Raw genomic sequence first — 25,915 nt, forward strand, 5'->3', positions numbered from 1 at the left:
GCGGAACCTCAGCGCCCGCCTGGACTCCGGGTGCCCGACTTTATGTATGCCAATACACGGCAGTCGGGCCGTCCTCGCCAGGCGAACGCTGAGAACCCGCGGCGGTGCCAGCGCCGAGGGTGGGCTATGCGCCTACGGCGCATACAAGCAAAAGATCAAAGACAAATGTCAAGAAAAACCTCGTTGACCAGGAATAATGCGAGTCCCGTTCGGGGTTGTTCACGCTTTCGGTCGGTCCTGGGCTCGAAATTGGCGATCCAAGATCATCACGTGCGAAGGTTCGCTTGTTCGATTCAGCTCCGACCGAAAGGGGTGCCCGTGACTCGCCGAGCCGTCCTCCGCTGGCCCAACGGCAGCGACTGGGGCCATCTGGCCGAAGTCCCGGACGAAGGCGGGCTGCCCCGCTTCACCGGCTTCGTCCGCATGACCGACCCCCGGGTGCGAGCCCTGATCGCCGGCAACACCCCGCAGCCCGTGGACGACGACATGTGGGAAGTGCACTTCACCGCGGCCGAGACCGAACTCGTCCCGGCCTGAAACAGCGGAGCGCCCGCCCGGCACGTGGCCGGACGGGCGCTCCTCGACGAAACGTCAGTGCGAGACCGCCTTCTCGGCGCCCGCACCCGTGAGGGAGCGGACCTCCATCTCGGCGTACTTCTCCTCGTTCGTCTTGTCCTTGCTGACGACCGTGCCGATGTAGCCGAGCAGGAAGGACAGCGGGATCGACACCAGACCCGGGTTCTTCAGCGGGAACAGGGCGAAGTCCAGCGCCGGGAACATCGCCTCCTTGTTGCCGGAGACCGCCGGGGAGAACACGATCAGCACGATCGTGATCGCCAGACCGCCGTAGATGCTCCACAGCGCGCCGTTGGTGTTGAAGCGCTTCCAGAACAGCGAGTACAGCAGCGTCGGCAGGTTCGCCGAGGCCGCCACCGCGAACGCCAGCGCCACCAGGAACGCCACGTTCTGGCCGTTGGCCGCGATACCGCCGAAGATCGACACGATGCCGATCACCACCGCGGTGATCCGGGCGACCTTGACCTCGCCGTTCTTGTCGTCCACCTTGCCCTTCTTGATCACGTTCGCGTAGATGTCGTGCGCGAACGAGGCGGACGCGGTGATCGTCAGACCCGCGACCACGGCCAGGATGGTCGCGAAGGCGACCGCGGCGATGAAGCCCAGCAGCAGCGGGCCGCCGATCTCCAGCGCCAGCAGCGGCGCGGCCGAGTTGACCCCGCCCGGCGCCTCCTTGATCACGTCCGGCCCGACCAGCGCGCCCGCGCCGTAGCCCAGGACCAGCGTGAACAGGTAGAACAGGCCGATCAGCCAGATCGCCCAGACCACCGAGCGGCGGGCTTCCTTGGCGGTGGGAACGGTGTAGAAGCGCATCAGCACGTGCGGCAGACCGGCGGTGCCGAGCACCAGCGCGATGCCCAGCGAGATGAAGTCGAGCTTGCTGGTGCCGGTCTTGCCGTACTGGGCACCCGGGTCGAGCACGGACGGTCCGGCGACATCGGCGGCGTGGCCGAGCAGCCCGGAAAGGTTGAAGCCGTACATGCCGAGGACCCAGACGGTCATCACGAACGCGCCCGCGATCAGCAGCGCGGCCTTGATGATCTGCACCCAGGTGGTGCCCTTCATGCCGCCGACCAGCACGTAGACGATCATCAGCGCGCCGACCACGGCGATCACCACGGCCTGGCCGGTCTTGCTGGAGATGCCCAGCAGCAGCGCGACCAGACCACCGGCACCGGCCATCTGGGCGAGCAGGTAGAAGAACGTCACGGCCAGGGTGGACAGCGACGCGGCGGTGCGCACCGGACGTTCCTTCATCCGGAAGCTGAGCACGTCGCCCATCGTGTACTTGCCGGTGTTGCGCAGCAGCTCCGCGACCAGCAGCAGCGCCACCAGCCAGGCCACCAGGAAGCCGATCGAGTACAGGAAGCCGTCGTAGCCGTAGACCGCGATCGCCCCGGCGATGCCGAGGAACGACGCCGCGGACAGGTAGTCACCGGCGATCGCGATGCCGTTCTGCGGGCCGGTGAAAGCGCGACCGCCCGCGTAGTAGTCGGCGGCGGTCTTCGTGTTCCGGCTGGCCCGGAACACCACGACCATCGTCACCGCCACGAACAGCGCGAAGATGCCGATGTTGAGCCAGCTGTTCTGCGCGGTCGCCGGAGTGGCGGCCAGTGGGGAAAGTGCGACGTTCACTTCTTCTGGCCTCCTTCGGCCTCGTCCGCCGCGTCCTCGTCGGCCTTCTCGGCCTTCTCGTCAGCCTTGTCGGCGTCCGGCTTCTCGTCGTCGGCCTTCTCGTCATCCGACTTCTCGCCGTCGACCTTGTCGTCATCGGCCTTGTCGGCGTCCGACTTCTCGTCGTCGGCCTCGTCGGGCTCCGCCGCGTCCTCGTCAGCAGCCTTCTCGTCATCCGCCGCGTCTTCGTCAGCCTTCTCGGCGTCCGCCGCCGGAGTGGCCTTCTTCTCGGCGTCCTCCGACGGGGCGTCAGCCTTCTCGGGCTCCGCCGCGGCCGCACCGCTCTCGAGGGAGTTGCGGATCTCCTCCGCGACCGGGTCGAGGTTGCGGTTGGCGTAGCGGACGTACGCGGTCGTGATGGCGAAGGTGGACACGAACTGCAGCAGGCCCAGCACCAGGCCGATGTTGATGTTGCCGACCAGCTTGATGCTCATGAAGCCGTGCGCGTAGTCGGCGAGCAGCACGTAAACCAGGTACCAGGCCAGGAACAGCGCCGAGACCGGGAAGACGAAGTTGCGCAGCCTGCGTCGCAATGCGGTGAATTCGGGGCTGCTCTGCGCAGCGGCCCAGGTTTCGGCGTCGATACCGGACCCGGACCCGACTTGGTCCGTGGTGCTCACGGGGTTCCTCCCAGCAGAAAAAAGGCCCCGGCCCGGAGCAGCCGGGACGCAAGCCAGAATCACTTTCAGGGCGGAAACGCTACGTAGTTCGCCCACGACAGGGAAGCCCTGAAGGGAGTACACAAGCTAACGATCGAGTGAAGTCGTTGCAGGCCAAGTGCAGGCAAGTAATTGCGACAAATCGACCCAGTTTCACCCGTTCGGACTATTGAATTCGATTCGCCAGAATATCTAGTTACTCAAAGTGATCAATTTTCCATCCAACATGCGATGAATGGACTAAACAACTCATCGGATGATCACCCTCAGCGCTGGTGCCGACCGCCGGTCTCCGGCTGTTCGGAAGCGCCCGCGATCAGCTCGTCGTTGAGGAATCCGAGCCGGTCCGGGGCGTGCAGCCGCAGCATCACGCGCCCCACCCCGGCCGGTACTCGCGCCGAGGTCGCCCGGCTGACCAGCACGGCGACCGCGAACGCGATCGGCACCGTGACCAGCGCGGGCTGCCCGATCAACGTCGCCCACCAGGTCCCCGCGCGGTCCACGAAGTACGTCAGCAGCGCCGCGATCAGCACCAGGCTGCCGCCGACCACCATGCCGCTGGCGGCACCGGCCGCGGTGAGCCCGCGCCACCAGATCCCGAGCACCAGCACCGGGCAGAACGTCGAAGCGGCCATCGCGAACGCCAACCCGACGCTGCGCGCGATGTCGTGGTTGTCCGCGAACAGCGCCAACAACGCCGGCACCAGGCACGCGAGCACGGCGAGCAGCCGGAAGTCGAACGTGCGCCCGCGCAGCACGTCCCGCGAGGACAGCACCCCGGCCAGGCTCAGCACCAGCCCCGACGAGGTCGACAGGAACGCGGCGAACGCCCCGGCCGCGGTGATCGACGCGAGCAGCCCGCCGCCCCAGCCGCCCAGCATCTCGCTCGGCAGCAGCAGAACCGCCGCATCCGTCTCGCCGGTGACCAGCAGCTGCGGCACGTACAGCCGGGACAGCAGCCCGAAGATCGTCGGGAACAGGTAGAACGCCCCGAGCATCGCCATCACGTACAGCGTGGTGCGGCGGGCCGCGGTACCGCTCGGGTTCGTGTAGAAGCGGGCCAGCACGTGCGGCAGGCCCATCGTGCCCAGCAACGTCGCGACCAGCACCGAATACGTCTCGAGCAGTCCGAGCGCCCCGTCGTGCTGCGGCCGCAGCCAGGTCGCGTTGTCCGGTTCGGCGTCCGACACCACCGGCACCGCCGCCCCCGCCGGGAACCGGAGCTCGCTGCCCGCGGGCAGGTCGTGCTCGCCCGGCTGCAGGTAGATGGTGCCGTCCCGGTCGGCCAGCCACACCGGTTCGCGGACGGTCAACCGCGCATCGGTGTCGAGGTGCACCTGGGTGTCGCGCGGGAACACCGGCGGCACCGGGGTTTCCAGCGCCTGCCGCTGCTCACCGCCCAGGAACACGATGAACAGCACGAAGGCGGGCAGCACGATCGCGAACAGCTTCACCCAGTACTGGAAGGCCTGCACCAGGGTCGCCGCGCGCAGCACCCCGGTGACCACGGTGACCAGCACGATCGCCGAAACCGCGAAAATCCCCGCCCAGTGCGCAAGACCGGTGATCGCCGACAACGTCATCCCGGCGCCCTGCAGCTGCGGCACCAGGTACAGCCAGCCGATCAGCACCACGAGCACCGTGCACAACGAGCGCAGCCGCAGCGAATCCAGCCGCGCCTCGGCGAAGTCCGGCAACGTGTAAGCACCCGAGCGGCGCATCGGTGCCGCGACGAACAGCATCAGCGCCAAGTACCCGGCCGCGAAGCCGATCGGGTACCAGAGCGCGTCGACGCCGTCCTTGAGCACCAGCCCGGCGACGCCCAGGAACGACGCGGCGGACAGGTACTCGCCGGAGATCGCCGCGGCGTTGTGCTCCTCGCGGACTTCCCGCCGCGCGGCGGAGAAGTCCGCGGTGGTGCGCGCCGAGCGGGACCCCCAGATCCCGATGGCGAAGGTCGCAGCGACGATCAGCACGACGCCGAGCAGGGACCAGGAATTCGAGGTCATCGCGCCTCGCCGGCTGCTCGGGTGTGCACGTCGTCGCTCATGGGCGTCAGTGCTCGACGATGTCCATGAAGTCCCGCTCGTGCCGCTCGGCCCGCCGGGTGCAGAGGTATCCGATCAGCACCAGGAACGGGTAGACCAGCACGCCGAGCAGCAACCACGGCAACCGGACGCCCACCACCGCGACGTCGCCGAGCACCGGCACCGCGCAGAACAGCGCCGGGAGCCCGAACAGCACGGCCGCGACCACGCCCATCAGCAGCAGGGCACTGCGCAGCTGCGCTTTCACCAGGCTGGTGACCAGGACTTCGCCGACGCTGGTCTGCTCCTCCAGCTCCAGCATCGTGCGGGCGACCTGGCGGGTCCGACGGCGGTCGGCGAGCACCACGCGCTTGCGGCGCGGCCGGTGCGTTCCCCCGAGCCGACCGCGAACGTCGAAGCCGTCGGGACTCATCCGGCCGAACCGCGGATCACTGCTGCCCCCAGTTCTGCCGCGGCGCGCGGACCAGGCGGTCCTTGAGCTCGCGGGTGTGCCGACGGCTGACCGGAAGTTCCTTGGGCTGCCCGCCGCCGAGCACCACCGAGTACCCGGACGAGGACATCCGCAGCTCGGTGACCAGCGACAGCGACACCAGGAAGGAGCGGTGGATGCGCAGGAACCCGGCCTCGGCCCAGCGCTCTTCCAGCTGCGCCAAGGGGATTCGCACCAGGTGCGAGCCGTCGGTGGTGTGCAGGCGCGCGTAGTCGCCCTGCGCCTCGACCCAGCGCACGTCCTTGCGCGGGATCATCCTGGTGGTGCCGGCCAGCTCGACCGGGATCACCTCTTCGTCGTCCGGCGTCGCGGCTTCCAGCGCGCGCGGCCCCTTCGCCGCCTGCTGCTTGTTCTTCTCGATGGTGCGCAGCGCGCGGTCGATCCGCTCGGCGTTCGCCGGTTTCATGATGTAGTCCAGCGCGCCGACCTCGAACGCCTCGAGCGCGTTCTCCTCGTGCCCGGTGATGAACACCAGCGCCGGGGGGTTGCGGAACGCGGTGAGCACCCGCGCCAGTTCCATCCCGCTGAGCCCGGGCATGGAGACGTCCGCGAACACGGCGTCCACGACGGACTCGTCCGCGTCGCGCTGGCCGAACAGGTCGGGGTCGTCGCTGCGCAGCAGGCGCAGTGCCTCGGCCGCGTCGAACGCCGTCAGCACCCGCCCGACCCTCGGGTTGTTGCCGAGCAGGTACTTCATCTCGTCCAGCCCGGCCATCTCGTCGTCAACGGCCAGAACGACGAGCCCCGCTGGGTTCTCTCGTGTACTCACTGCACGCCATATCCTGCCGTCGAATCCCACTCGCGCCGAGTGAGTCCAGTCACGCCTCGCCAACAAAGCTAATTGCTAACGGAACGCACTGGTCTTCAGGGGGCTTACCACGGAATTCCCCCCTCGGGGCAACGGTTTTTCGCCCGTTCAGCCCAGCAACTACCGCCGAACGAGTGACAACCCCAGTGACATGATCAACAGAGCGCAATCGCGATGATCACCGTCCGCACAGTAGGCGCGCTCGTTCGCGCAAATCGACCGCAGTTTCAATTGAAACTGCGGTCGATCACGTTCCGAGATCACAGTTCCAGTTGGAACCGTCGAATTCGGCCGTCAGAGCCCGAAGCGGTTCCACATCGCGCGGTGTTCCAGGGCCTCCACAGTGGACAGAACGGTGTCCGCGGGGGATCCGCCGAGGCGAACTCCGGAGGACATGCCGAGCCTGGCCAGCAGCGGTTTGCGCGCTTCGACGGTGTGCAGGTGCGCGTCCGGGAACTTCTCCTTCACGATCTCCCGCAGCGAACCCACCCCGTCCACCAGGCCGAGCTCCGCCGCCTTCCCGCCGGTCCACACCTCACCGGAGAACAGCTCGTCGTCGGTGCCGTTGAGCTTGCTGCCGCGGCGCTTGCGCACCCAGTCCCGGAACTGCTCGTGCAGCTCGCCCTGCAGGCCGCGCAGCCACTCCACGTCCTCTTCCTTCTCCGGGACGAACGGGTCCAGCCGCACCTTGTGCGCGCCCGCGGTGTAGACCCGGCGCTCCACGCCCAGCTTCTCGATCAACCCGTTGAGCCCGAAGCTCGCGCTGACCACCCCGACGGATCCCACGATCGACGTCTGGTGCGCGTAGATCTCGTCGGCCGCGCAGGCCAGCCAGTACCCGCCGGACGCCGCGACGTCCTCGCAGTAGGCGATCACCGGCACGTCCTTCTCCGCGGCCAGCTCGCGAATCCGGTCCGCCACCAGCGCGGACTGCGTCGGCGCGCCGCCCGGCGAGTTCACCGACAGCACCACGCCGGTGAGCCGGTCCTGGCCGAATGCTCGGGTCAGCGCCGACTCCACGGTCTGGGTCGAGATCGTCGGCCGGCTCATCGGCGACGGCGTCGACGTGATGACGCCGTGCAGCTTCACCACCGCCACCACCGGCCCGCGCTCCGCTCGCTCGGCGAGCTTGGCCGGCAGCTTCGAGGACAACTTGCCGGACAACAGGTCGGTGAACTTCTGCGGCGCCTTCTCGGTCATACCCCGACGTTACCGGCTCACCGCAGGGCCGGCCGCCAATCCGACGCCCGTTTCGTCGAAGGCCGGCGGCGGCACCGGACGCACGCCCGGCGCGAACTTCGGCACCCGCATGATGACCTTCATGCCCGCGTCCTGCTCGGTCTCCACGACCAGGCCGTAGTCGTTGCCGAAGGTCGCCCGCATCCGGTTGTTGATGTTGCCAAGGCCGACGTGCGCACCGGTCATGTGCGCGTCGGAGAGCTCGGCGTCGAGCCGGTCCGGGTCCATCCCGATGCCGTCGTCGTCGACGCTGATCAGCGCCTCGGTCCCGTTGTCCTCGGCGGTCACCGACACGGTTCCGCCGCCCGGCTTGTTCGCCAGTCCGTGCCGGACCGCGTTCTCCACCAGGGGCTGCAGCGCCAGGAACGGCACCACGACCGGCAGGACCTCCGGCGCGATCTTGAGCTGCACCCGCAGCCGGTCCGGGCCGAACCGGGCGCTCTCCAGCGTCAGGTAGCGGTCGATGTTGCGGATCTCGTCGGCCAGCGTGGTGTAGAGGCCGCTGGTGCGGAACGAGTAGCGGGTGAAGTCGGCGAACTCCTGCAGCAGGTCACGCGCGTGCTCCGGATCGGTGCGGATCAGCGAACCGATGGTGTTCAGCGCGTTGTAGATGAAGTGCGGCGAGATCTGCGCCCGCAGCGCGCGGACCTCGGCCTGCGCCAGGCGTTCCTTGGACTCCTGCAGCTCGGCGAGCTCCAGCTGGGTCGAGACGTGGTTGGCGACCTCGCCGGCCGCGCGGAGCAGCCGCTTGCGGTCGCCGCCGGCGATCACCGCCAGCGCGCCCCGGGTCTCGTGCTCGACCTCCAGCGGCACCACGACGGCGTGCCGCATAGGGCACGGCCGGTGCTCGCAGGTCACGTCGCCGTGGTCGAGGAACTCGCGCTTGCCGGTGCGCAGCACCTGCTCGATCTTGCCGCGCAGGTCGGCGTAGTGGTGGTTGGCCTCGCCGTCCCAGCTCAGCAGCGTCGCGTCCGCGTCGACGATCCCCACCGCGACGCAGGCCAGCAGTTCCCGCAGGTGCGGTGCCGCCTTGTCCGCCGAAGCCGGCGTCAAACCCGCGCGCAGGTGCGGAGCCGCGCTGGTCACGCGGTGCAGCGCTGCCAGCGTGGCATCCTCCACCGAGGTGCTCACCCGACGCGCCCGGCACAGCAGGACGAACATGCCGAGCACGGCGAGCGCCGCGAGCGTGGTCAGCACCGTCCGCTCAGTCAACAACTCCGCCACAACATCAATCTGCACGACGAGCACACCAGGAATCAAGGCAGCTACGCTCAGTGCACGATTTCCGTCGGTAAGCGGTACCTTACTCTTCCGTTCAGCGGTATCGACCGATTCCACCAGCGGCTATGCACCCGCGCACAACGGACGAATCGATCCACAGGCTGTGGACAACTACTTCAGCAGCCGGGAGAGCCGCCGGTCCGCGAGCGTCCTGCCCCCGGTCTGGCAGGTCGGGCAGTACTGCATCGAGCGGTCCGCGAAGGACACCTCCCGGACCAGATCGCCGCACACCGGGCACGGCAGACCGGTCCGCGCGTGCACCCGCAACCCCGACCGCTTCTCCGCCTTCAACCGCGCCGCGTCCTGCTTGAGCGAGCGCTGCACCGCGTCCCGCAAGATCTCCTGCGTGCTCGCGTGCAGCCGCGCCACGGCATCGGCGTCGAGCTTGCTCGCGGTGGCGAACGGCGAGAGCTTCGCGGCGTGCAGGATCTCGTCGGAGTAGGCGTTGCCGATCCCGGCGATCGAGGACTGCTCGGTGAGCAGCGTCTTGATCCGCTCGGTGCGCCCGGACAGGACCGCGGTCAGCCCGTCGACGTCCAGCTCCAGCGCATCCGGCCCGAGCTTCGCGATCCCCGGCACCTCGCCCGGATCGGCGACCACCCAGACCGCGAGCTTCTTCTGGGTCCCGGCCTCGGTCAGGTCGAACCCGACCCCGCCCAGGTTCACCCGCAGCGCGATCGGCCCCCGCCCGGGCTTCGGCGGCGTCGGCGACAACTTGTCCGACCAGCGCAGCCAACCGGCCCGCGCCAGGTGGCAGACCAGGTGCAACCCGTCGCAGTCCAGGTCCAGGTACTTGCCGCGCCGCGAAGCCGCGGTGACGGTGCGGCCGTGCAGCTCGGTCCACGGCGGACTCGCCGTCTTCAGCACGCTCATCGACGCGACGTCGACCCGGGCCACGGTCCGGCCCACGGCGTTGTCGCGGAGGTGCTGGGCCAACGCTTCGACTTCAGGAAGTTCCGGCACCACCCCAGTGTGCGCGAAAAACCAAACGACTACTCGACCGGTTGAAGGCTGCCGTTCATGTCCGGTTCCGCGTAGAGCTCGATGTGGCGGGCCACCTCGGAGACCTCCTTGCGGACGTCGTAGAAGCCGCGCACCACACCCACCCAGGTCTCCGGCGGGTTCTCGTCGTGATCGCCGGGCGTGGCCGCGGTGATCGTCCACGGGCGGTGCAGCACCCAGCGGACCGGGAAGAACAGCACCGCCACGATCAGCAGCAAGATCAGCCACGGCGGCACGTACACGTCCTCGGGCGTCCAGACCACGAACAGCACCACCAGGAAGAGCAGCACCCCACCCATCACCACGGCAGGCGTGGCGCCGCCGTTGACGTCGTGCTCGAACTCCTCCGCCGCGATCGGATTGGACCACTCCAAACTCGCCTTGATGGTCCACTCGCGGCCGTCGGAGCCCCGCACCACCCGGTTCATCGTCGCCTCCCCGCCCACCCGGGCTGGTCGCCTCAACAACATCGCATCGCCACTCGAACCCCGGCGCTAACCGAGCGTGGAGCAACGGTACCGCGCGCGTCATGGGCCCGACGGGTGATAGTCGTCCCCGAACGGGCCCATTGTCGATCATGCTGAGCGCTCCGGCCAACCCCCCGGCAGCACGTCAAACCCGGCGCAGGCACCTCCGCGCCCGCCCCACCGGCACCTCGGAAGCTTGGTGATACGCCTCACGCAGCCCGCGCCGCGCCCGGTGCGCCAACACCGCCGTCGCATTCGGCGTCAAACCCAACTGCTGCGCGATGCTCGCCGGGCGGTGCCCCTCCACCTCGGTGCGCCACAGCACCTCGCGCCACCGCGCCGGCAACCGCGAGAACGCCCGGGCCAGCAGCTCGCGCTCGGCCTGCGTGACCTGGTGATCCCCCTGCCGCGGCACGTGCTCGCCCAACTCGTCGGAGTTCATCAACTCGTCCCGCCGCGCGGCCACCCACTCCGCCAACACCCGCCGAACCACCGTGAACAAGTACGTGCGGACCGCATCCCGAGGCCCGCGACCAGACCGAACCGCCCGCAGCACGCGCAAGAAAACCTCGGCCACCACGTCGTCGACGTCGATCCCCGGCCGCTGCATGCTCAACGCGAAGCGCCGCACCATCGGCGAATGACGGCGGTACAACTCCCCGAAAGCGGCGTCATCGCCGTCCCGCAACCGCCCCAACAGCACCACGTCATCCGACGCGACCTGGTCCGCCCCCACAATTCCTCCCCCGACCGAGCCGACCGGTGAACCCCCGAACACCGACCGGAATCGCTACCGTGGACGTCCCGGCACCCGGAGGTCGCGATGGATCTCGACGAAGCCCGCGAAACGATCGGCCACCAGCACCGCGCTGTGCTCAGCACGCTGCGAACCGACGGAACCCCCCAGATGACGCCGGTACCGGCCACCACGGACCGCGCCGGACACGTCACCGTCAGCACTGTCGCTGGCTCCGCCAAAGTCCGCAACCTGCGCCGCCACCCACACGCGTGGCTCTGCGTCCTCCCCGACGAATTCTTCGGCCGCTGGATCCAGCTCGACGGCGAAGTGGAGATCGTGGAACTCCCCGACGCCCTCCCCCTGCTCGAGGACTACTACCGCAGCATCTCCGGCGAACACCCCGACTGGCCCGCATATCGCCAGGCCATGCAGGCCGAACAACGCGTGCTGCTGCGCATCACCCCCACCCGCGCAACATCCGCCCCGAACTGATGAGGACCCCCCTGTGAACGAGCCCTGAACCATGGGCTAAAGTAGTCCCCAACAGCCCAACAGGGCGATGAAAATGCGGATGTAGCGCAGCTGGTAGCGCATCACCTTGCCAAGGTGAGGGTCGCGGGTTCGAGTCCCGTCATCCGCTCGGAGCTGGGAGCCGTGTGCCACGCATTCGCGTTGGACTCGGCTCCTTCGCCATTTTATTGGGGGGTTCGAACCCCCCAAGCCCCCCACGGTGCGGGGGTTGCCATTCGCTTGCTCCTTGCGATGGGTGGCGTACCCGGCCTGGGTTGGGGACCAGCCGTTCGAGGAGTGCTCCGGCCTTCGGCCGTCGAGGTGGGCTCGGGGAGCTCGTGGGTGTGGGCTTCGCGTTGGTGTGGGGGTAGGGGTGGGGTTCTGCTTGGGTTTTGGTTTTTGATCTTTTTTTGTTCGCTCGAAATTGGGAACTTTTGTTTTGCGGGGGGCGGGGGTTGGTGGGGTGTGATCTTCTTTTAGGTGCCTTGTTCTCGTTGTTCGGAGGTTTCTCCATGCGTCGGGTTGTCGTTGGCTTGTTGGCCGTTGGGGCTCTCGGGATGTGCGGTGGTGGTGTCGCCAGTGCCGTCGGGGATCCCTACTTTCACCCGGGGTCTTCGGAGACTCTCACCTGGCAGAGCAGCAACCACCGGTACACGTCCACCCAGGGCAGTGGGACCAGCTCCAGCACGTCCAGCACCACCACGTCTTCCCACATGAGCACCACCAGCAGCACTTCTGCTCGGGATGGGGGCAGTGGGCAGGGCGGTCAGGGCGGGGCTGCTCAGGGCGGTTCCTCGTCCAGTTTCGTCCACGGAAGCGGTTGGGCCGAGAGCCACGCTCAGGGCGAAAGCGTTCAGGGCCAGGACGGTTGATGGACGCGGAGTGCCGCATTCGGCGGTGGGTGCGGCACTCCGTTCTCGCTCTTCAGCGCTTTTGAATTGCGCTTTCTCCGCGCGTGTGGTTGCGCATCATTTTCGGGTTCGAGTTTCCGGATGAATTTTGTGCGAATAGGCCCCCGTGGGGTCATTTCGTTCACCTTTTCCGGGCGTGTGAGTGGCGATGGTGGTGAGAGCCGCCATCGCCACTCACGCTGTCTGGGGCCGCGTGTTGGTGAGCTTGGTTGAGTCATCCCTGGATCGGGTGATTCGTCGATAAACTCCTCCCCGGAGAACGCGTTGTCGTCCGGGAGGTGCTGCGTGTCCGCTCGCTCTCGGGTGCGGCGGTTGGTAGGGCTTGGTCTGCCGTTGCTCGCCATCGCCGGCGGGCTCGTCGTGGCCAGGTACCTGCTCCCCTCCAGCTCGGCGCCCGGTTATGCGGGCGTGCCGAACACCTGCGAGGCGGTTTCGGAACAGGCCCTTCGGAAGGCGTTCGAGCCGGGCGACGCGGAGATCCACGACGAGCGCCACGACGCCGAAGGTCAGCGGCCCAGCTCGAAGTGCCAGTGGCGCGTGCGCGGCGAGCAGCGGACTCGGCTGCACGTCGAGATGGCGGTCGAGTTCGACCGCGAAACCCGCCCGGACACCACCTACGTCGACGACTTCCTCGACTACCTCGAACTGGAGCCGGGCGCCGCCTCCGCACCGGACCTCGACGCCCGAGCTGTCCTCATCCGCTCCCCGCGGGACGTCCAGCTGGTGGCGGCGCGGGCCAACATGACGGTCGCAGTCCGCTACACCGCCCCCGGCCCAGCACCCCACCTCGAAGCAGTGGCCCACCAGGTGGCCGAGGACCTCCTCGCCACCGCCGGCCGACCCGAGTGACGACCAGCGATGAATCTCCGGTGTCCTCGGGGTCCATTGGGAGACGCGGTCCTTTGATGAGGTGGAGAACTCGGTATGACTGGTGCGCTGTGGTCGTTGGTCGAGGCTGAACGAGCAGCTCTTGCGGCTGATCTTTCAGAGCTGGACGAGGAGTGGACGACACCGTCGTTGTGCGACGGGTTGACCGTGCGGGAGGTGCTCGCCCACATCACCGCCGGAGCGACGCTCAACCCGGTGCGGTGGCTGGCCGGGGTGATCCGGTGCCGGTTCGACTTCGACGCGCAGGTCGCCATGCGCTTGGCCGAGCAGATGGGGGCCGACGGAGCCGAAACGCTCGAGAGGTTCCGCCGCGCCATCCCCAGCAGGACGAAACCGCCGATCCCGGTGGTGTCGATGCTCGGGGAGGTGATCGTGCACGGCGAAGACATCCGGCGGCCGCTGGGCATCCACCGCGACCACCCGATCGCCGCGATCACGCAGGTCGCCGAGCACTACGCCAGCACCGATCTGGTCGTCCTGGCCAAGGGCCGGATCGGTGGCCTGCGGCTCGTCGCGGACGACGGTCCGTTCAGCACCGGCGAGGGGAAGCTCGTCACCGGGAGCACCTTGGCGCTCACGATGGCGATGGTCGGGCGCACGGCGTACTGCGACGACCTCGAAGGCGAAGGCGTCGCAGCGCTCCGCGCCCGCTGAGCCGGCTCAGTCCTGGGTGGTGACTCCGGTGCCGATCGGGCAGGAGACTCCGGTGCCCGCCAGGCCGCAGTAGCCGTTGGGGTTCTTGGCGTCGCTCAGGTACTGCTGGTGGTAGGTCTCCGCGTAGTAGAAGGCCTTGAGTGGGGCGATCTCCGTGGTGATCTCGCCGCGACCCGCGTCCGTCAGGGCCGCCTGGAAGGCCTGGCGGCTGGCTTCCGCTTCCGCCAGCTGGGCCTCGTCGGTGGCGTAGATCGCCGAGCGGTACTGGGTGCCGATGTCGTTGCCCTGGCGCATGCCCTGGGTCGGGTCGTGGTTCTCCCAGAAGACCTTGAGGAGCTGGGTGTAGGTGATCACCTTCGGGTCGAAGACCGCCAGGACCACCTCGGCGTGGCCGGTGCGGCCGGAGCAGACCTCTTCGTACGTCGGGTTCGGGGTGTAGCCGCCCGCGTAGCCGACCGCCGTGGTCCACACTCCCTCGGTCTGCCAGAAGGCGCGCTCCGCGCCCCAGAAGCAGCCCATGCCGACGACCGCCGTCTCGTAGCCCTCCGGGAACGGCGGGACGATCCGGCGATCCGGGTGCACCGCGTGGTGCTCGGCCACCGGCAGCGGGGTCTGCCTGCCCGGCAGGGCCGTCGATTCGTCGATCAGCCTCGTCTTGTCACCGAAAAGCGCCATGGTCCCGAGGGTACGCGCCGCTCAGCGGCGGTCCTGGTACCTGGGATGGGGCCGGGTCTCCTCCTCCGGGACCTGCGGGGGTTCCGGGCGCGCGTGGCGCCCCGTCCCGCGGCGGACCGGTGGGCGGGGGCGGGCAGCGGGAGGTTGCTGGGGTTCCACCTCGCCGGAGAGGCGCTTGGACAGCGCCGACTCCTCCGGGGCCGGGGCCGGGGCCGGACGGCGGCGCGGGGCGTCGATCGGACGCTGGGGCACCGCGCCGTTCCGGACGGGCGCGGGCGGTTGCTGCGGTGCGCCGTTGCGCCGGGGTGGGCGGACTCCGTTCGGCACCGGGGTGCCGTTGGTCGGCTGGTTGACGCCGTTCGGTTCGATGTCGCGGCGCGGCTGGGCCGGTCCGGGCGGGTTCGGCCTGGCTTCCGCGCGCCTCCTGCCCTGTCTGGCGTTGTCGACGTCCTCGGGCGGTCGGGCGGCGGGGTTCGGCTCCACCGGCCTGGCGCGGCGCGGCGGCTCGGTCCACTGGGTCTCCTCGCCCGCGCTCCTGCGGGGTTGGACGGTGTCCTCGCTCGGCCGAGCACCGTTGTTCCGAGCCGGTTCGCCGAGCTCAGCGGCGGGATTCGGCTCCACCCGGCGGGCGCCGTTCCGCTTCGCATCGACCGGCCTGGCGCGGCGCGGCGACTCCTCGTCGGCGGGGGCGTCGTCTCCGGCGCGGGACGAGGTGGGGCGGCGGCGGGCCGGGCGGCCGACCGGGGTGACCTTCGTGGTCGCTTCGGGCGCCGGGAGGTCGTCCTCGCCGGTCTCGTCGTCCGGCTCGTCCTCCTCCACCCGGTCCTCGTCGGCCTTCTTCGGCGCCGCTGGAGTCAGGTAGTGGCGGAGCTTCATCGTCGGGTCCTCGATGAACTTCCACGACAAGGTGCCGATCACGTACGCCAGCGGGGCCGCGCAGATCAGCATCAGCCACTCGTTGCGGACCCCGGCCATGGCCAGCAACTGCTGGATCGGGAAGCCCCAGACGTACACGCCGTAGCTGCCGTTGACCCACACGCCCGGGACGGTCAGCTTCGCCGGCCAGAAGTGCCCGGCCAGCACCACCGCGTAGCTGACCGCGAAGACCATCAGGAACGACGCCGCGATGCTGTTGGGCATCAGCGCCATCACCACGAGCCCGGCGGCCCCGGCCAGCGGCGACAGCGGGATCCGGTAGAGGTTGAGCACCACGCCGAAGGCGAACGCGACCAGGAACGCGACCAGCGACTCGACCGGGACGCTGAGCAGCGAACCCGCCGACTCCGGGCCGGGGATCTGCTCCAGGTGGCGGTCCCAGATGACCAGCGCGACGAGCGCGACCACCGTCAGCCAGCGGTACTTGTGCCGGCCCGCGCCGAGCGCCAGCAGCAGGAACAGGCCCGTGTAGGCGATCAGCTCCATCGGCAGCGTCCACAGCGAACCGTTCACCGCGTTCGGCCACGGGTTGTCCACGAAGACGCCGGGCAGCTCGTGCTTGAGGGTGAGCAGGCCCGCGTTGTTGACGATGTAGCCCCAGGTGCCGTGCGCGGCGAAGTACTCGCCGGCCGTCAGGGTGGTGACCAGCGGGCCGATGATCAGCGCCATCGCCAAGGTCACGGTGAGCATCGGCGGCCACAGGCGGAGGACCCGCTTCGCGGCGAACCGCCCCAGGTGGGGGTCGCGGACCCAGCTCTCCGTGATCTGGAAGCCGCTCATCGCGAAGAACCCCATGAGGACGCCTTCGTCGGGCTGCAGCGCCCAGTCCTCGGAGAACAGCAGACCCGTGCCGGCGAGCGGCGAGCTGTGCCCGTAGATCACCGCCAGCGCGCCGATCATGCGGATCCAGGCGAAGCCGTGATGCGGTTCGGCGAACAACTCCGGACGGGTGTGCACGACCCGCGCATCACCCACCCAGATCACCCCATCAAGTCAAGGCCCCCGCCAGCCAGCACAACGCTGCGTAGCCTAGCTGGGGGCGCGGCGGTTCGGGACCCATTACCTCGTAGTGCTCACCACGACCAGAGCAGGCGCTCGATCGTTATCCGGCCGGTGCCCCGCATCCCCCCGAGCGGGTGCCAGAATGGCGATCGATCGCATGTGGGGGCGTTCGCTGAACATTCCGGGAAAGGGCGCATCGTGACCTGGCAAGACGAGCTGCAGAATCTCGACGCCGAACTCGCGGCTGGACGGATTTCCGCCGAGGAGTACCGGCAGCGACGAGACGCCGTGCTCGGCCGGGCCCAGGACGGGCAGAACGGGCCTGCGTCCGGCGGATTCCCGCAGCAGCAGCCCAATCCGCCGTCGGGCGAGCTGCCGCAGCAGCAGCCGGGCACGCCGTCGGGTGGCGTTCCGCAGCAGCAGCCGGGCACGCCGTCCGGCGGATTCCCGCAGCAGCAGCCGGGCACGCCATCCGGCGGATTCCCGCAGCAGCCGCAGCAGGCGAACCCGTTCCCGCCCGCGTTCAGCTGGGGAGATGCCGCCGCGCAGGGCGCACAGCAGCAGGCCCAGCAGCAGCCGAACCAGCCGCAGCCCGCCGCTTCCGGCGAGGCCACGCAGGTCGTGCCGAACCCGCTCGCGAACGCATCGCAGACGCCGCCCGCGAACGACTCCGAGAGCACTCAGGTCGTCAACCTCAACCAGCAGCAGCCGGTCCAACAGCCCGTCCAGCAGCAGTGGCCGGCGCCGCAGCAGCCGCAGTGGGGGCCGCAGCAGGGTTGGGGCGCGGTCGAGAACACCGGCACCCCGTGGGGCGACGACCTGCCCGGCGGACCGCCGGAGCACGGCGACGCGTCCTGGATGCGGCAGGGACCCGAGGTGTTCGACAACGCGGGCAAGTCCGGCAAGGGCAAGCTGATCGCCGGGCTGTCCATCGGCGGTGTGCTGGTGGTCGGCCTGGTCGTCGCGCTGATCTTCTACCTCACCAGCGGTGGCGACAGCACGAACAACACCGCCGAGCAGGAGACCACCGAGCAGGCCCCGCCGCCTCCGCCGACCAAGGAACTGCCCGAGCCGCCCGCGGCCAACCCCAACCCGCCGGCCAACCCGCAGGACGTGCTGGTCGGTCTGCAGGGCGCGCCGCACCCGTGGAACGGGGCGCTGGACGTGCCGGCGCTGGAGGGCCACAAGGCCGGTCTGCTGCAGCCGAAGCCGGTGCTGGACACCGCGCTCCAGAACGGCCTGTCCGACGGCTGGTTCAACGGGACCGACGGCCCGCCGAAGGTCACGCTGCTCGCGCTGCGGATGCCGAGCCAGGACGCGGCGAAGACCGTGTCGGAGAAGTACATCGACGCGCAGCAGGGCCTGGCCGTCTCGGAGGACCTGTCGTACAAGGGCGTGCAGGTGGTCTCCACCGGCAGCACCTTCCGCACCGCGTACGTGGCGCACGGCTGGGTCGTGATCCTCGACGTGACCGGCGACAACGCCCAGCAGACCTTCAAGTCGGTGCTCGAGCAGCAGCTCGCCCACACCCCGCCGACCGTCCGCGACTGACGAACGAACCGAACGGCCCGTTCACCTCGGCAGATGAGGTGAACGGGCCGTTCGCTTCCCCAGTCCACACCGGACGCACCCGGCCTCCCGCAGGTGCCTGACGCAAATTCAATGGAAATCGGACCTCTGATTTCCATTGAAATTGCGGAAGTTCTCCACAGCCAGGACGACCTGTCCACATGCGCCGGTGTGTCGGGACCCGATGCGTCGGTGTGTCCGCACGTCCGGGTCCCGACACGCCGGGTCCCGACACACCGGGGGACCGCAGTTTCAATTGAAACTGCGATCCGGCGTGGGTGGAGTCTGCAGTTTCAATTGAAACTGCGGTGTGGACGTCGGCGTGTCGGGGTCTGACACGCCGACGGTGCGTGGGGCAGGTCAGGCTTCGTGGGTGGTGGTTTCGAGGAGGGCTCGGACGGTGGCTCGGGAGACGTCCGGGCCGAACTGGGCCGCGATCCCGGACTTGCCCGCTTCCGCCAGGCCGCGCCAGGTCTCGTCGTCGGTGAGCAGACTGGTCACCGCGGCGGCCAAGCCCGCCGCGTCGTCGGCGACCAGCACCTCCTTGCCGTGCTCGAGGTGCATGCCCTCGACCGCCACCGAGGTGCCGACGACCGGCACGCCGAGGCTGAGGCTCTCGCCGACCTTGCCCTTGACTCCCGCGCCGAACCGCAGCGGTGCCAGGGTCACGCGGCTGCTGGCGTAGTGCGGCTCCAGCTCAGCGACCCAGCCGTGCACCTCGACGCCGGGTCCGGCCAGCGCGCGCACCTCGTCGGTCGGGTTGCTGCCGATCACGTGCAGCACCGCGTCCGGGCATTCCTCCCGCACCAGCGGCATGATCTCGCGAGCCGCCCAGCGCACCGCGTCGACGTTCGGCGGGTGGTCGAAGCTGCCGACGAACAGGACGTCCTTGCGCCCTTCCGGCTGCGACGGGCTCCAGTCCACTTCGTGCACGTTGGACAGCACGCGGACGTCGGCTTCGGGCACGAGTTCGCGCAGCAGCTCCTGCTCGGCCTCCGACACCACCAGCGTGACGTCGCAGGACCGGGCCAGCCCGAGCTCCATCTGCTTGGACGCGAACGCCTTGCGGCGCAACGCTTCCGCCTTGGCCGCGTCGCCCTGCTGCTCGGCGACCTCGGCCTGCCGCTCCAGGCGGAGGAAGTGCACGTCGACCGTGTCGTAGGCGATCACCGCCTGCGGCGCGCAGGTGCGCAGCTCCTCCACCAAGCTCCACGCCACCTGCGGGCGGGACAGCAGCGCCAGCGAGATCTCGGAGCCCGCTTCGTGCAGGAACGCCTGCTGCAGCTCAGGTGCCGGCAGGACGGTGACGCCGAGCTGCTGGAGCTGCGTCGTGTAGGGCTCCAGGTGCGCGTGGTTGGCCGGGAAGAACACCACGCGGCAGCCGAGTTCGACGAACTGCTCCAGCACGCGGCGGATCCGCACCGAACCGGAGTCGAAGTCCGGGCGCGGCACCTGGTGGTCCTTGACCAGCACGATCGGGCCGTGGTGGCCGCGGGTGCCGCGGTGGCGGGCCAGCCAGAGGTTGCGCGGCGAGGCTTCCGGCAGGTGCTCGGCGGTGAGCGTGTCCGCCCACTTCTCGACGAACGCCTTGCGGTTGATCTCCTGGTGCTTCTTCACGCCGGTGCTGAGGTCGGTGCCGTTGGACACGCCCTCGTGGTGCACCACGACCACCTTCGGCTGCACCACGGTCCGGTAGCCGGCCGCGCGCACCGCGAAGGCCAGGTCGGTGTCCTCGTAGTAGGCCGGCGCGTACCGGGTGTCGAAGCCGCCGACCTGCTGGAACACGTCGTTGCGGACCAGGATCGCCGCGCCGGAGCAGTAGTCGACGTCGCGGACCACGTTGAACTCGGCGCCACCGGGATCGGTGTTGCGGCCGTAGTTCCAGCCGTTGCCGTCGGCCCACACGATGCCGCCGGCCTCCTGCAGCCGGCCGTCCGGGTAGACGAGCTTGGCGCCGACCAGCCCGATGCGCTCGTCGGAGCGCATCGTGTCCATCAGGACGTCCAGCCAGGACTCGGTGACTTCGGCGTCGTTGTTCAGGAAGAACAGGTAGTCGCCGCGGGCGTGCTCGGCGCCGAGGTTGCAGGCGCCGATGAAACCGAGGTTGCGCTCGGCTTGCACCAGCCGAACGCCTTCGCAGGCGGCCAGTTTCTCGGCGCTGTCGTCCGGGGACGCGTCGTCGACGACGATCACCTCGAACGGCACGGACACCAGGTGTCCGCCGAGGAACCGCAGGCACTGGCGGGTGTAGGGCCACTTGCCGTGCACCGGCACGATCACGCTGACCAGCGGCTGGTCGCTGCGTGGCACCGGCAGCGGGCCGGTCTCCACGGCCTCCGCGACCTCCGGGACGCCCGGCTTGCGACCGAGGACGATCTCGTACGCGTCGCGGCGAGCGGTCCCCCGCGGCGCCACGCGCTCCACGACCTTGCGGTACTTCGTCACCGCGCGCTGCACCAGCGCCGAGTTCTGCGCCGCCAGCTCGGCGTTCGCCGCGCCGAGCTCCGCCGCCTGCCGCTCGGCGTCCGCTGCGCGTCCTTCGAGCCGCGCGACGGTGTCGCGCAACCACTCGATCCGCGCCGCGTCGCGCTCTGCGCTCTGCTGGCGCTCGTGCAGCTCGCCGCCGAGGCGGTCGAGTTCGGCTCGCAGCTTCGCCTGCTCGCGAACTCCCTGGTCGGCGCGCTGCTCCTCGCTCTTGCGCAGGTCTTCGAGCCGCTGGATCGCGGCCTTGAGCTCGTCGGCTTCGCCGCGGCTGCGCTGGTAGAGCTCGTTGAGCTTGGCGACGTCGGCGACCGCGGCGTCGCGCTGTTCGATGATCGGCGCCGCGTCCGCGCCGCGGCGGGCGAGGGTGAGCTGCGCGTCGGTGAGCACGGCCGCGGCGGGCAGCTTCGGCAGGTGCTTGTCGGAGGCGACGCCCAGCAGGTAGGTGTGCGGCACGCCCTGCTGGACCGTCCAGGCGTTCTCGCCGGGTTCGATGGTCTGCAGGCGGACGCCTTCGATCGCGGTGTCCGGGTCGCCGGGGTCGGCGGGGGTGAGCAGCGAGCCGACGGTGACGTTCTGCTTCAGCACCGCGACGTGCCGGAACGCGCCCTCCAGCAGGGTTTCGTACTCGTCGGCGGTGAGTTCCTTGACGTGGTACGGGTTTTCGTTGCCGTGCTCGTGGGTGTAGACGGCGGTATCCGGGGTGCTGCTGAAGAACAGCCCGCCGCGCACGAGGCGGGACTTGATCAGGGCCAGTACCGCGTCGTGGTCCTCGACGTGCTCGATGGCCTCGAAGCAGACGACAACGTCGAAGGGCTTGGCGTCTGCGAGCAGCTCGGGGTCGGTGATCGAGCCGACCTGGAAGCCGACGTCGCGGCTGCCGTACTTCCGCTGGGCGTGCTCGACGGTGTTGGGGTCGATGTCGACGCCCACCACCTCGGCGCCCTCGGCAGCCAGCAGGGCGGCGCCGTACCCCTCGCCGCAGGCGAGGTCGAGCACCCGCTTGCCCTTCACGAACCGGGCGGCCAGTGCGTAGCGGTGGTAGTGCTCGTAGATGACCTGAACGTCCTCGGTCCACGGCACGCACCGCTCACCGGTCCACTCGATCAGGCGCTCGTCCATCGGGTCCTTCGACACGTACCGCAGGCTATCGCCCGGATCCGCGCCTCGTGGCGTTACGTCGGAACCTGCGCTGGTGCAGAACCACAGTTTCAATTGAAACTGCGGATCCCAGGCACGGCGGAGCACAGTTTCGATTGAAACTGCGGTGCAGGACGGCCCGGCGGAGATGAAAAACCTCTCATCCGGGCTTCATGTCGTTCGTCCGGCCAACGGGACAGAGTGGTGGCATGAGGTCGGTTCCCAAGGCGGTTCTGCTGATCGCGGCGATGGCGTTGCCCATCGCCGCGGTGCTGGTGAGCTTCGCGCTCACCGACGGACCGCGCACTCCTGAAGTGCCCGCCACCGTGCAGATCGGCAGTTCACCCGGGCCCGCACCCACCGCGGCACCGCCGTCGTCCGCAGCGGAGCTCCCGCCGCCCGCGCCGGATGACGACGATGACGATGACGACGACCATGACGACTGAGCCCGCACCGACCCGGTCGCTGCCCAAGCTCCCCACCCGCCGCGGCACCCGCGTCCCGGCGCGCGCGCAGATCATGGGCTGGATGCTGCTGGTGCTGGTCGTGGTGCTGCTGGCGGTGATCCTGATCGTCCGCTCGTTCCTGCACAACGACGTCGACGACCAGGCCTCGGCTTCGCTGGAGCAGGAGGCGCACGAGTTCGCCACGTTCGCCGCCACCGGTCGCGACCCGCGCACCGGGCAGCTGATCAGCACCCCCGACGTGCTGTTCGACTCCTACCTGCGGCGCCAGTACCCGGACCACGACGAGGCGCTGATCGGCGTGTGGCGGGCGCCCACCGGTCTGCGCACGCTCGCCCAGGAGCAGGACGACGAGATCGAGCGGTTCGCCGAGGATCCGGCGATGGTGCAGCGGATCGTCGACGCGCCGGGCAACTACGGCGAGCAGGACACCCCGCTGGGGCGGATGCACTGGGTGAAGGTGCAGGCCGAGTCCGAGCACGGCGATCCGGCGTGGTTCATCGTCCAGCGCTACACCGACGGGGCGATGGCCGAAGCGGACCGGACCGTGCAGCTGCTGCTGCTGGTCAGCGGGATCGGCGTGGCGCTCGCGGCGCTGTCGTCGTGGGTGATCGCCGGGCTCATCCTGGCGCCGGTGCGGGCCGTGCGGCAGACCGCGGCCGAGATCACCGAGCACGACCTGACCAGGCGCATCCCGGTCGAGGGCCGGGACGACATCGCGGCGCTGGCCGACCAGTTCAACGCGATGCTGGACCGGCTGGAGGACGCCTTCCGCATCCAGCGCCAGTTCGTCGACGACGCCGGGCACGAGCTGCGCACCCCGATCACGATCGTGCGCGGCAACCTCGAGCTGCTCGGCGACGATCCGGCGGAGCGGGAGGAGGTGGTGCGGCTGTGCACCGACGAGCTGGACCGGATGACCCGCATCGTCAACGACCTGCTGATGCTGGCCAAGGCCGACCGGCCGGACTTCGTCACCCCCGCCCCGGTCCCGCTGGCGGAGCTGACCAGCGACATCGAGGCGAAGGTCCGATCGCTGGCGGACCGCCGCTGGATCCTCGCCGACATCGGCGAGGGCGACGTGGTGCTCGACGAGCAGCGCGTCACCCAGGCGATGGTGCAGCTCGCGCAGAACGCGGTGCAGCACACCGAGCCCGGTTCGGAGATCCGCATCGGATCGTCCCTGGTCGACGGCACCGTCTCGCTGTGGGTGGCCGATCAAGGTCCGGGCGTCGACCCGTCCGAGGTGGAGAAGATCTTCGACCGCTTCGCCCATGGCAACAGCCAAGGCAAGGGCGGCGCCGGCCTCGGCCTGGCGATCGTCAAGGCGATCGCAGACGCCCACCACGGACGAGTGCGAGTCCTGTCCGAACCAGGCCACGGCGCAACCTTCCGCCTCGAACTACCCGCCGTTCCCCCCGAGGAGCCCAAGACATGAGTCCCCGGCCCTCCCCAACCGCACCTCAGGGGACCGTGACGCAAACCAGCCACAAGAAACCACGAAACCGCAAGATCACTCCAAAACGCGACCACCACTGTGAATCGCGGAGAGGCGGGACTGACCTTGAAGATCCTGATCGTCGAGGACGAGGAGCGGATCGCCGCGTTCATCGAGAAGGGGCTGCGCGCCAACGGTTTCACCACCACCGTCGTCGGCGACGGCGACACCGCGCAGGACTACCTGCTCACCGGCGATTTCGACCTGGTCGTGCTGGACCTGGGGTTGCCGGGCAAGGACGGGTTCTCGGTGCTGCGGGCGGTGCGCGCCCAGCACGTGACGGTGCCGGTGATCATCCTGACCGCGCGGGACACGGTGCACGACACGGTGGCCGGGTTGGAGGGCGGCGCGGACGACTACATGACCAAGCCGTTCCGGTTCGAGGAGCTGCTGGCGCGGGTGCGGCTGCGGTTGCGTCCGGTGGACCGGGTTCCGGAGGTCACGGTGCTGCGCGACGGTGAGCTGTCGTTGGACCTGCGCACCCGGCGGGCCCAGGTGCCGGGGGGCACGGTGGACCTGACGGCGCGGGAGTTCGCGATGCTCGAGCTGTTCCTGCGGCACTCGGGCCAGGTGCTCAGCCGCGAGCAGATCCTGTCCCACGTGTGGGGCTACGACTTCGACCCGGGTTCCAACGTCGTCGACGTCTACGTGCGCGCCCTGCGCCGCAAGATCGGTTCGGAGCGCATCAGCACGGTGCGCGGCATGGGCTACCGCCTCGGCACCTGACCAGGAATCGCTCCGTTTCCGCTGGTCAAGTCCCGTGAGTACTTTGGGTGGCTATAGCAACCCAAAGTGCTCACGGGTCACCACCTGCGGAAACGCGCGCCGGTCAGGGGGCGTAGCGGAGGATGGCGGCGGTTTCGGCTCCGGCCGGGATGTCGTCGCGGCGGACCGCCAGGACGTGGCCGCCGGTGAGCCAGACGCGGCGGGCGATCTCGTCCTGGAGGCCGTAGGAGGACGCCCCGGTCGGCTCGAACTCGATCGCGCCGGCTTCGTCGATGACGCCCGGCGTCGTGCTGTCGATGTCCACGAACACCGTGTCCACCGCGCCCATCGTCGCGTACTTGGCCACGCCGGCGACGTCGGTGACCGTCCGCCCCTGCCCCGTGCGCAGGTCGAACAGCCGGTGCAGCTCGCGCAGCCGGTCCGCGTGCAGGTCGTCGAGGACGCCGCGGGCCGCCGAAGCCAGCTCTCGGTCGGTGCTCTCCTCCGGGTTGCCGGTCAGCCCGACCGGGGCCAGCTCGGGGGCGCCGCTGACCGACCGGAAGATGCTCTGCAGCGGTTCGGTGGCGGCCAGGATCAGCGGCACGTCGCCGCGCAGGACCGGGCGCAGTGCGCGGTCGACCGCGCGGGCGAATTGGCGGATCCGCACCTTCTTCCCCTCGTCGGCCTGCAACCGGCGGATCGGCGAGCGGTCGGCCGGGAACGCCCGCCCCACCGCGCTGTCGATGTCGGTCGGCATGCCGGACACCTCGATGGCCACCGGGTCCAGTTCGGGCAGCACTTCCAGCAGCCGCACCGAGTTCTGCGCCAGCGCCAGCACCAGCGCGGTGTGCGGGAAGGTGATCGAGCGCAGCAGCGGCTTGAGGTGGAACCGGTCGGAGACCTCGGCCGCCGCGCGCAGCTGGTTGGGCAGCCGGAAGGTGGTGATCGACGTCGGCGTGGCGAAGACCGCGAGGCTGCGGGCCTGGTAGCGGAAGAACATCTCGTCGTCGGCGAGGTCGGCGAGCTGGTCGGCGAGCTCGCCCACCTCGTCCTTGTCCGCACCGCCCTCGCGGAGCTGTTCCAGCGCGCTGCTGGTCAGGTTCTTCAGCTCGACGCGCTCGGCGTCGCCGTTGGACGCCGGATCGGTCGGCAGGTACAGCGACGCGCTGTGCGGGTCGCGCGCGGTCAGCAGCGCATCGACCTGGGAACGGGTCGGGATGTCGGTGTGCAGGATCGCCATCGCAGACCTCCGCGGAGCGTCGGGGTGAGGCGCCGGCGCGGCCCGGGAATGCCGTGCGGAACACGTTCCGGACGCCGCCGTGACCCGTTAGGGTGTACGTCGTGAACTCGTACTGGCGTCGCGTAACCCCGCCGCCGTCCTGCTGACGGGCGGCGCTCCCGACGGCTGTTCGCGTTGAACCGGCCGTCGCCTCATCCAGCTGTGCAGTCCTCATTGGGTCTTGCCTGAAACAGGCGTCCGGAAACCCTCCTGCACGCAC

General features: G+C 69.4%; 22 protein-coding genes, 1 tRNA gene and 1 pseudogene. 9 read left to right on the top strand and 15 right to left on the bottom strand.

Annotation, left to right across the window (positions count from 1 at the left end):
- The first annotated feature begins 318 nt into the window (after positions 1-318).
- Positions 319-537 carry a hypothetical protein gene (locus OU415_RS30020; RefSeq protein WP_270952756.1) on the top strand — a complete coding sequence of 73 codons (219 nt, stop codon included), beginning with the start codon at positions 319-321 and terminating at the stop codon, positions 535-537.
- Between the two features lie 54 nt (positions 538-591).
- On the opposite strand, the gene OU415_RS30025 is transcribed toward OU415_RS30020, so the two are convergent.
- The 10 genes and pseudogenes from OU415_RS30025 to OU415_RS30070 form a co-directional block, all read right to left on the bottom strand.
- Positions 592-2,115, bottom strand: coding sequence for a solute symporter family protein (locus tag OU415_RS30025; RefSeq protein ID WP_270952784.1), 1,524 nt, complete (start codon positions 2,113-2,115; stop codon positions 592-594).
- A gap of 410 nt (positions 2,116-2,525) precedes the next feature.
- Positions 2,526-2,870, bottom strand: a pseudogene (locus OU415_RS30030) (DUF485 domain-containing protein); the annotation flags it as partial.
- Between the two features lie 305 nt (positions 2,871-3,175).
- On the bottom strand, positions 3,176-4,918 hold the full coding sequence (locus tag OU415_RS30035) for a sodium/solute symporter (protein WP_270952757.1): 1,743 nt from the start codon (positions 4,916-4,918) through the stop codon (positions 3,176-3,178).
- A gap of 46 nt (positions 4,919-4,964) precedes the next feature.
- A complete protein-coding gene (locus OU415_RS30040; RefSeq protein ID WP_270952758.1) occupies positions 4,965-5,369 on the bottom strand; it encodes a hypothetical protein in 405 nt (134 codons plus the stop codon).
- Between the two features lie 16 nt (positions 5,370-5,385).
- A complete protein-coding gene (locus tag OU415_RS30045; protein ID WP_270952759.1) occupies positions 5,386-6,216 on the bottom strand; it encodes a LytR/AlgR family response regulator transcription factor in 831 nt (276 codons plus the stop codon).
- A 333-nt stretch (positions 6,217-6,549) separates the two neighbouring features.
- Positions 6,550-7,455 (bottom strand): S49 family peptidase, encoded by a 906-nt coding sequence (locus tag OU415_RS30050; protein ID WP_270952760.1) that lies wholly within the window; start codon positions 7,453-7,455, stop codon positions 6,550-6,552.
- 9 nt (positions 7,456-7,464) lie between these two features.
- Entirely contained in the window at positions 7,465-8,718 is a 1,254-nt protein-coding gene (locus tag OU415_RS30055) for a histidine kinase (protein ID WP_270952785.1), read from the bottom strand.
- A 168-nt stretch (positions 8,719-8,886) separates the two neighbouring features.
- Positions 8,887-9,738: an Fpg/Nei family DNA glycosylase gene (locus OU415_RS30060; RefSeq protein WP_270952761.1), complete on the bottom strand. Its 852-nt coding sequence runs from the start codon at positions 9,736-9,738 to the stop codon at positions 8,887-8,889.
- A 29-nt stretch (positions 9,739-9,767) separates the two neighbouring features.
- Entirely contained in the window at positions 9,768-10,205 is a 438-nt protein-coding gene (locus tag OU415_RS30065) for a DUF983 domain-containing protein (protein WP_270952762.1), read from the bottom strand.
- A gap of 184 nt (positions 10,206-10,389) precedes the next feature.
- Positions 10,390-10,980 carry an RNA polymerase sigma factor gene (locus tag OU415_RS30070; RefSeq protein WP_270952763.1) on the bottom strand — a complete coding sequence of 197 codons (591 nt, stop codon included), beginning with the start codon at positions 10,978-10,980 and terminating at the stop codon, positions 10,390-10,392.
- An 87-nt stretch (positions 10,981-11,067) separates the two neighbouring features.
- On the opposite strand from OU415_RS30070, the gene OU415_RS30075 reads away from it, so the two are divergent.
- Positions 11,068-11,475: a PPOX class F420-dependent oxidoreductase gene (locus tag OU415_RS30075; RefSeq protein ID WP_270952764.1), complete on the top strand. Its 408-nt coding sequence runs from the start codon at positions 11,068-11,070 to the stop codon at positions 11,473-11,475.
- A gap of 75 nt (positions 11,476-11,550) precedes the next feature.
- Positions 11,551-11,623, top strand: a tRNA-Gly gene (locus tag OU415_RS30080).
- Positions 11,624-12,094: 471 nt separating this feature from the next.
- Here the strand turns inward: OU415_RS30080 and OU415_RS30085 are convergent.
- Positions 12,095-12,226 carry a hypothetical protein gene (locus tag OU415_RS30085; protein ID WP_270952765.1) on the bottom strand — a complete coding sequence of 44 codons (132 nt, stop codon included), beginning with the start codon at positions 12,224-12,226 and terminating at the stop codon, positions 12,095-12,097.
- Between the two features lie 463 nt (positions 12,227-12,689).
- Here OU415_RS30085 and OU415_RS30090 point away from each other — a divergent pair, with 463 nt between their 5' ends.
- Both OU415_RS30090 and OU415_RS30095 read left to right on the top strand, forming a co-directional pair.
- Entirely contained in the window at positions 12,690-13,253 is a 564-nt protein-coding gene (locus OU415_RS30090; protein ID WP_270952766.1) for a hypothetical protein, read from the top strand.
- Positions 13,254-13,328: 75 nt separating this feature from the next.
- Positions 13,329-13,946, top strand: coding sequence for a maleylpyruvate isomerase family mycothiol-dependent enzyme (locus OU415_RS30095; protein WP_270952767.1), 618 nt, complete (start codon positions 13,329-13,331; stop codon positions 13,944-13,946).
- A gap of 6 nt (positions 13,947-13,952) precedes the next feature.
- Here the strand turns inward: OU415_RS30095 and msrA are convergent, their stop codons facing one another.
- A complete protein-coding gene (gene msrA, locus OU415_RS30100) occupies positions 13,953-14,621 on the bottom strand; it encodes a peptide-methionine (S)-S-oxide reductase MsrA (protein WP_270952768.1) in 669 nt (222 codons plus the stop codon).
- Between the two features lie 21 nt (positions 14,622-14,642).
- Positions 14,643-16,532, bottom strand: coding sequence for an acyltransferase family protein (locus OU415_RS30105; RefSeq protein ID WP_270952769.1), 1,890 nt, complete (start codon positions 16,530-16,532; stop codon positions 14,643-14,645).
- A gap of 225 nt (positions 16,533-16,757) precedes the next feature.
- Here OU415_RS30105 and OU415_RS30110 point away from each other — a divergent pair, with 225 nt between their 5' ends.
- A complete protein-coding gene (locus OU415_RS30110) occupies positions 16,758-18,110 on the top strand; it encodes a hypothetical protein (RefSeq protein WP_270952770.1) in 1,353 nt (450 codons plus the stop codon).
- Positions 18,111-18,488: 378 nt separating this feature from the next.
- Here OU415_RS30110 and OU415_RS30115 read toward each other — a convergent pair whose 3' ends face one another.
- On the bottom strand, positions 18,489-21,746 hold the full coding sequence (locus OU415_RS30115) for a glycosyltransferase (RefSeq protein ID WP_408641934.1): 3,258 nt from the start codon (positions 21,744-21,746) through the stop codon (positions 18,489-18,491).
- A gap of 212 nt (positions 21,747-21,958) precedes the next feature.
- Here OU415_RS30115 and OU415_RS30120 point away from each other — a divergent pair, with 212 nt between their 5' ends.
- From OU415_RS30120 to OU415_RS30130, 3 genes are all read left to right on the top strand, one after another.
- Entirely contained in the window at positions 21,959-22,195 is a 237-nt protein-coding gene (locus OU415_RS30120) for a hypothetical protein (RefSeq protein ID WP_270952771.1), read from the top strand.
- Complete coding sequence (locus OU415_RS30125; RefSeq protein ID WP_270952772.1) at positions 22,185-23,651, top strand: sensor histidine kinase; 1,467 nt, start codon at positions 22,185-22,187, stop codon at positions 23,649-23,651. Before OU415_RS30120 ends, OU415_RS30125 begins: the two co-directional genes overlap by 11 nt.
- Before the next feature lie 126 nt (positions 23,652-23,777).
- Positions 23,778-24,437, top strand: coding sequence for a response regulator transcription factor (locus tag OU415_RS30130; protein ID WP_270952773.1), 660 nt, complete (start codon positions 23,778-23,780; stop codon positions 24,435-24,437).
- A 103-nt stretch (positions 24,438-24,540) separates the two neighbouring features.
- Here OU415_RS30130 and OU415_RS30135 read toward each other — a convergent pair whose 3' ends face one another.
- Positions 24,541-25,656: a baeRF11 domain-containing protein gene (locus OU415_RS30135; RefSeq protein ID WP_270952774.1), complete on the bottom strand. Its 1,116-nt coding sequence runs from the start codon at positions 25,654-25,656 to the stop codon at positions 24,541-24,543.
- Positions 25,657-25,915: the final 259 nt, after the last annotated feature.

The sequence above is a fragment of the Saccharopolyspora oryzae genome (genome assembly GCF_027853915.1).
In the GTDB taxonomy this organism is placed as follows: Bacteria; Actinomycetota; Actinomycetes; order Mycobacteriales; family Pseudonocardiaceae; genus Saccharopolyspora; species Saccharopolyspora oryzae.

Excerpts from the sequence above, each read along its gene's own strand:
- OU415_RS30025 (WP_270952784.1), bottom strand. The coding sequence starts at position 2,115 with ATGGTCGTGGTGTTCCGGGCCAGCCGGAACACGAAGACCGCCGCCGAC.
- OU415_RS30040 (WP_270952758.1), bottom strand. The coding sequence starts at position 5,369 with ATGAGTCCCGACGGCTTCGACGTTCGCGGTCGGCTCGGGGGAACGCAC.
- OU415_RS30125 (WP_270952772.1), top strand. The coding sequence starts at position 22,185 with ATGACGACTGAGCCCGCACCGACCCGGTCGCTGCCCAAGCTCCCCACC.
- OU415_RS30095 (WP_270952767.1), top strand. The coding sequence starts at position 13,329 with ATGACTGGTGCGCTGTGGTCGTTGGTCGAGGCTGAACGAGCAGCTCTT.
- OU415_RS30120 (WP_270952771.1), top strand. The coding sequence starts at position 21,959 with ATGAGGTCGGTTCCCAAGGCGGTTCTGCTGATCGCGGCGATGGCGTTG.
- OU415_RS30065 (WP_270952762.1), bottom strand. The coding sequence starts at position 10,205 with ATGAACCGGGTGGTGCGGGGCTCCGACGGCCGCGAGTGGACCATCAAG.
- msrA (WP_270952768.1), bottom strand. The coding sequence starts at position 14,621 with ATGGCGCTTTTCGGTGACAAGACGAGGCTGATCGACGAATCGACGGCC.
- OU415_RS30035 (WP_270952757.1), bottom strand. The coding sequence starts at position 4,918 with ATGACCTCGAATTCCTGGTCCCTGCTCGGCGTCGTGCTGATCGTCGCT.
- OU415_RS30135 (WP_270952774.1), bottom strand. The coding sequence starts at position 25,656 with ATGGCGATCCTGCACACCGACATCCCGACCCGTTCCCAGGTCGATGCG.
- OU415_RS30075 (WP_270952764.1), top strand. The coding sequence starts at position 11,068 with ATGGATCTCGACGAAGCCCGCGAAACGATCGGCCACCAGCACCGCGCT.
- OU415_RS30050 (WP_270952760.1), bottom strand. The coding sequence starts at position 7,455 with ATGACCGAGAAGGCGCCGCAGAAGTTCACCGACCTGTTGTCCGGCAAG.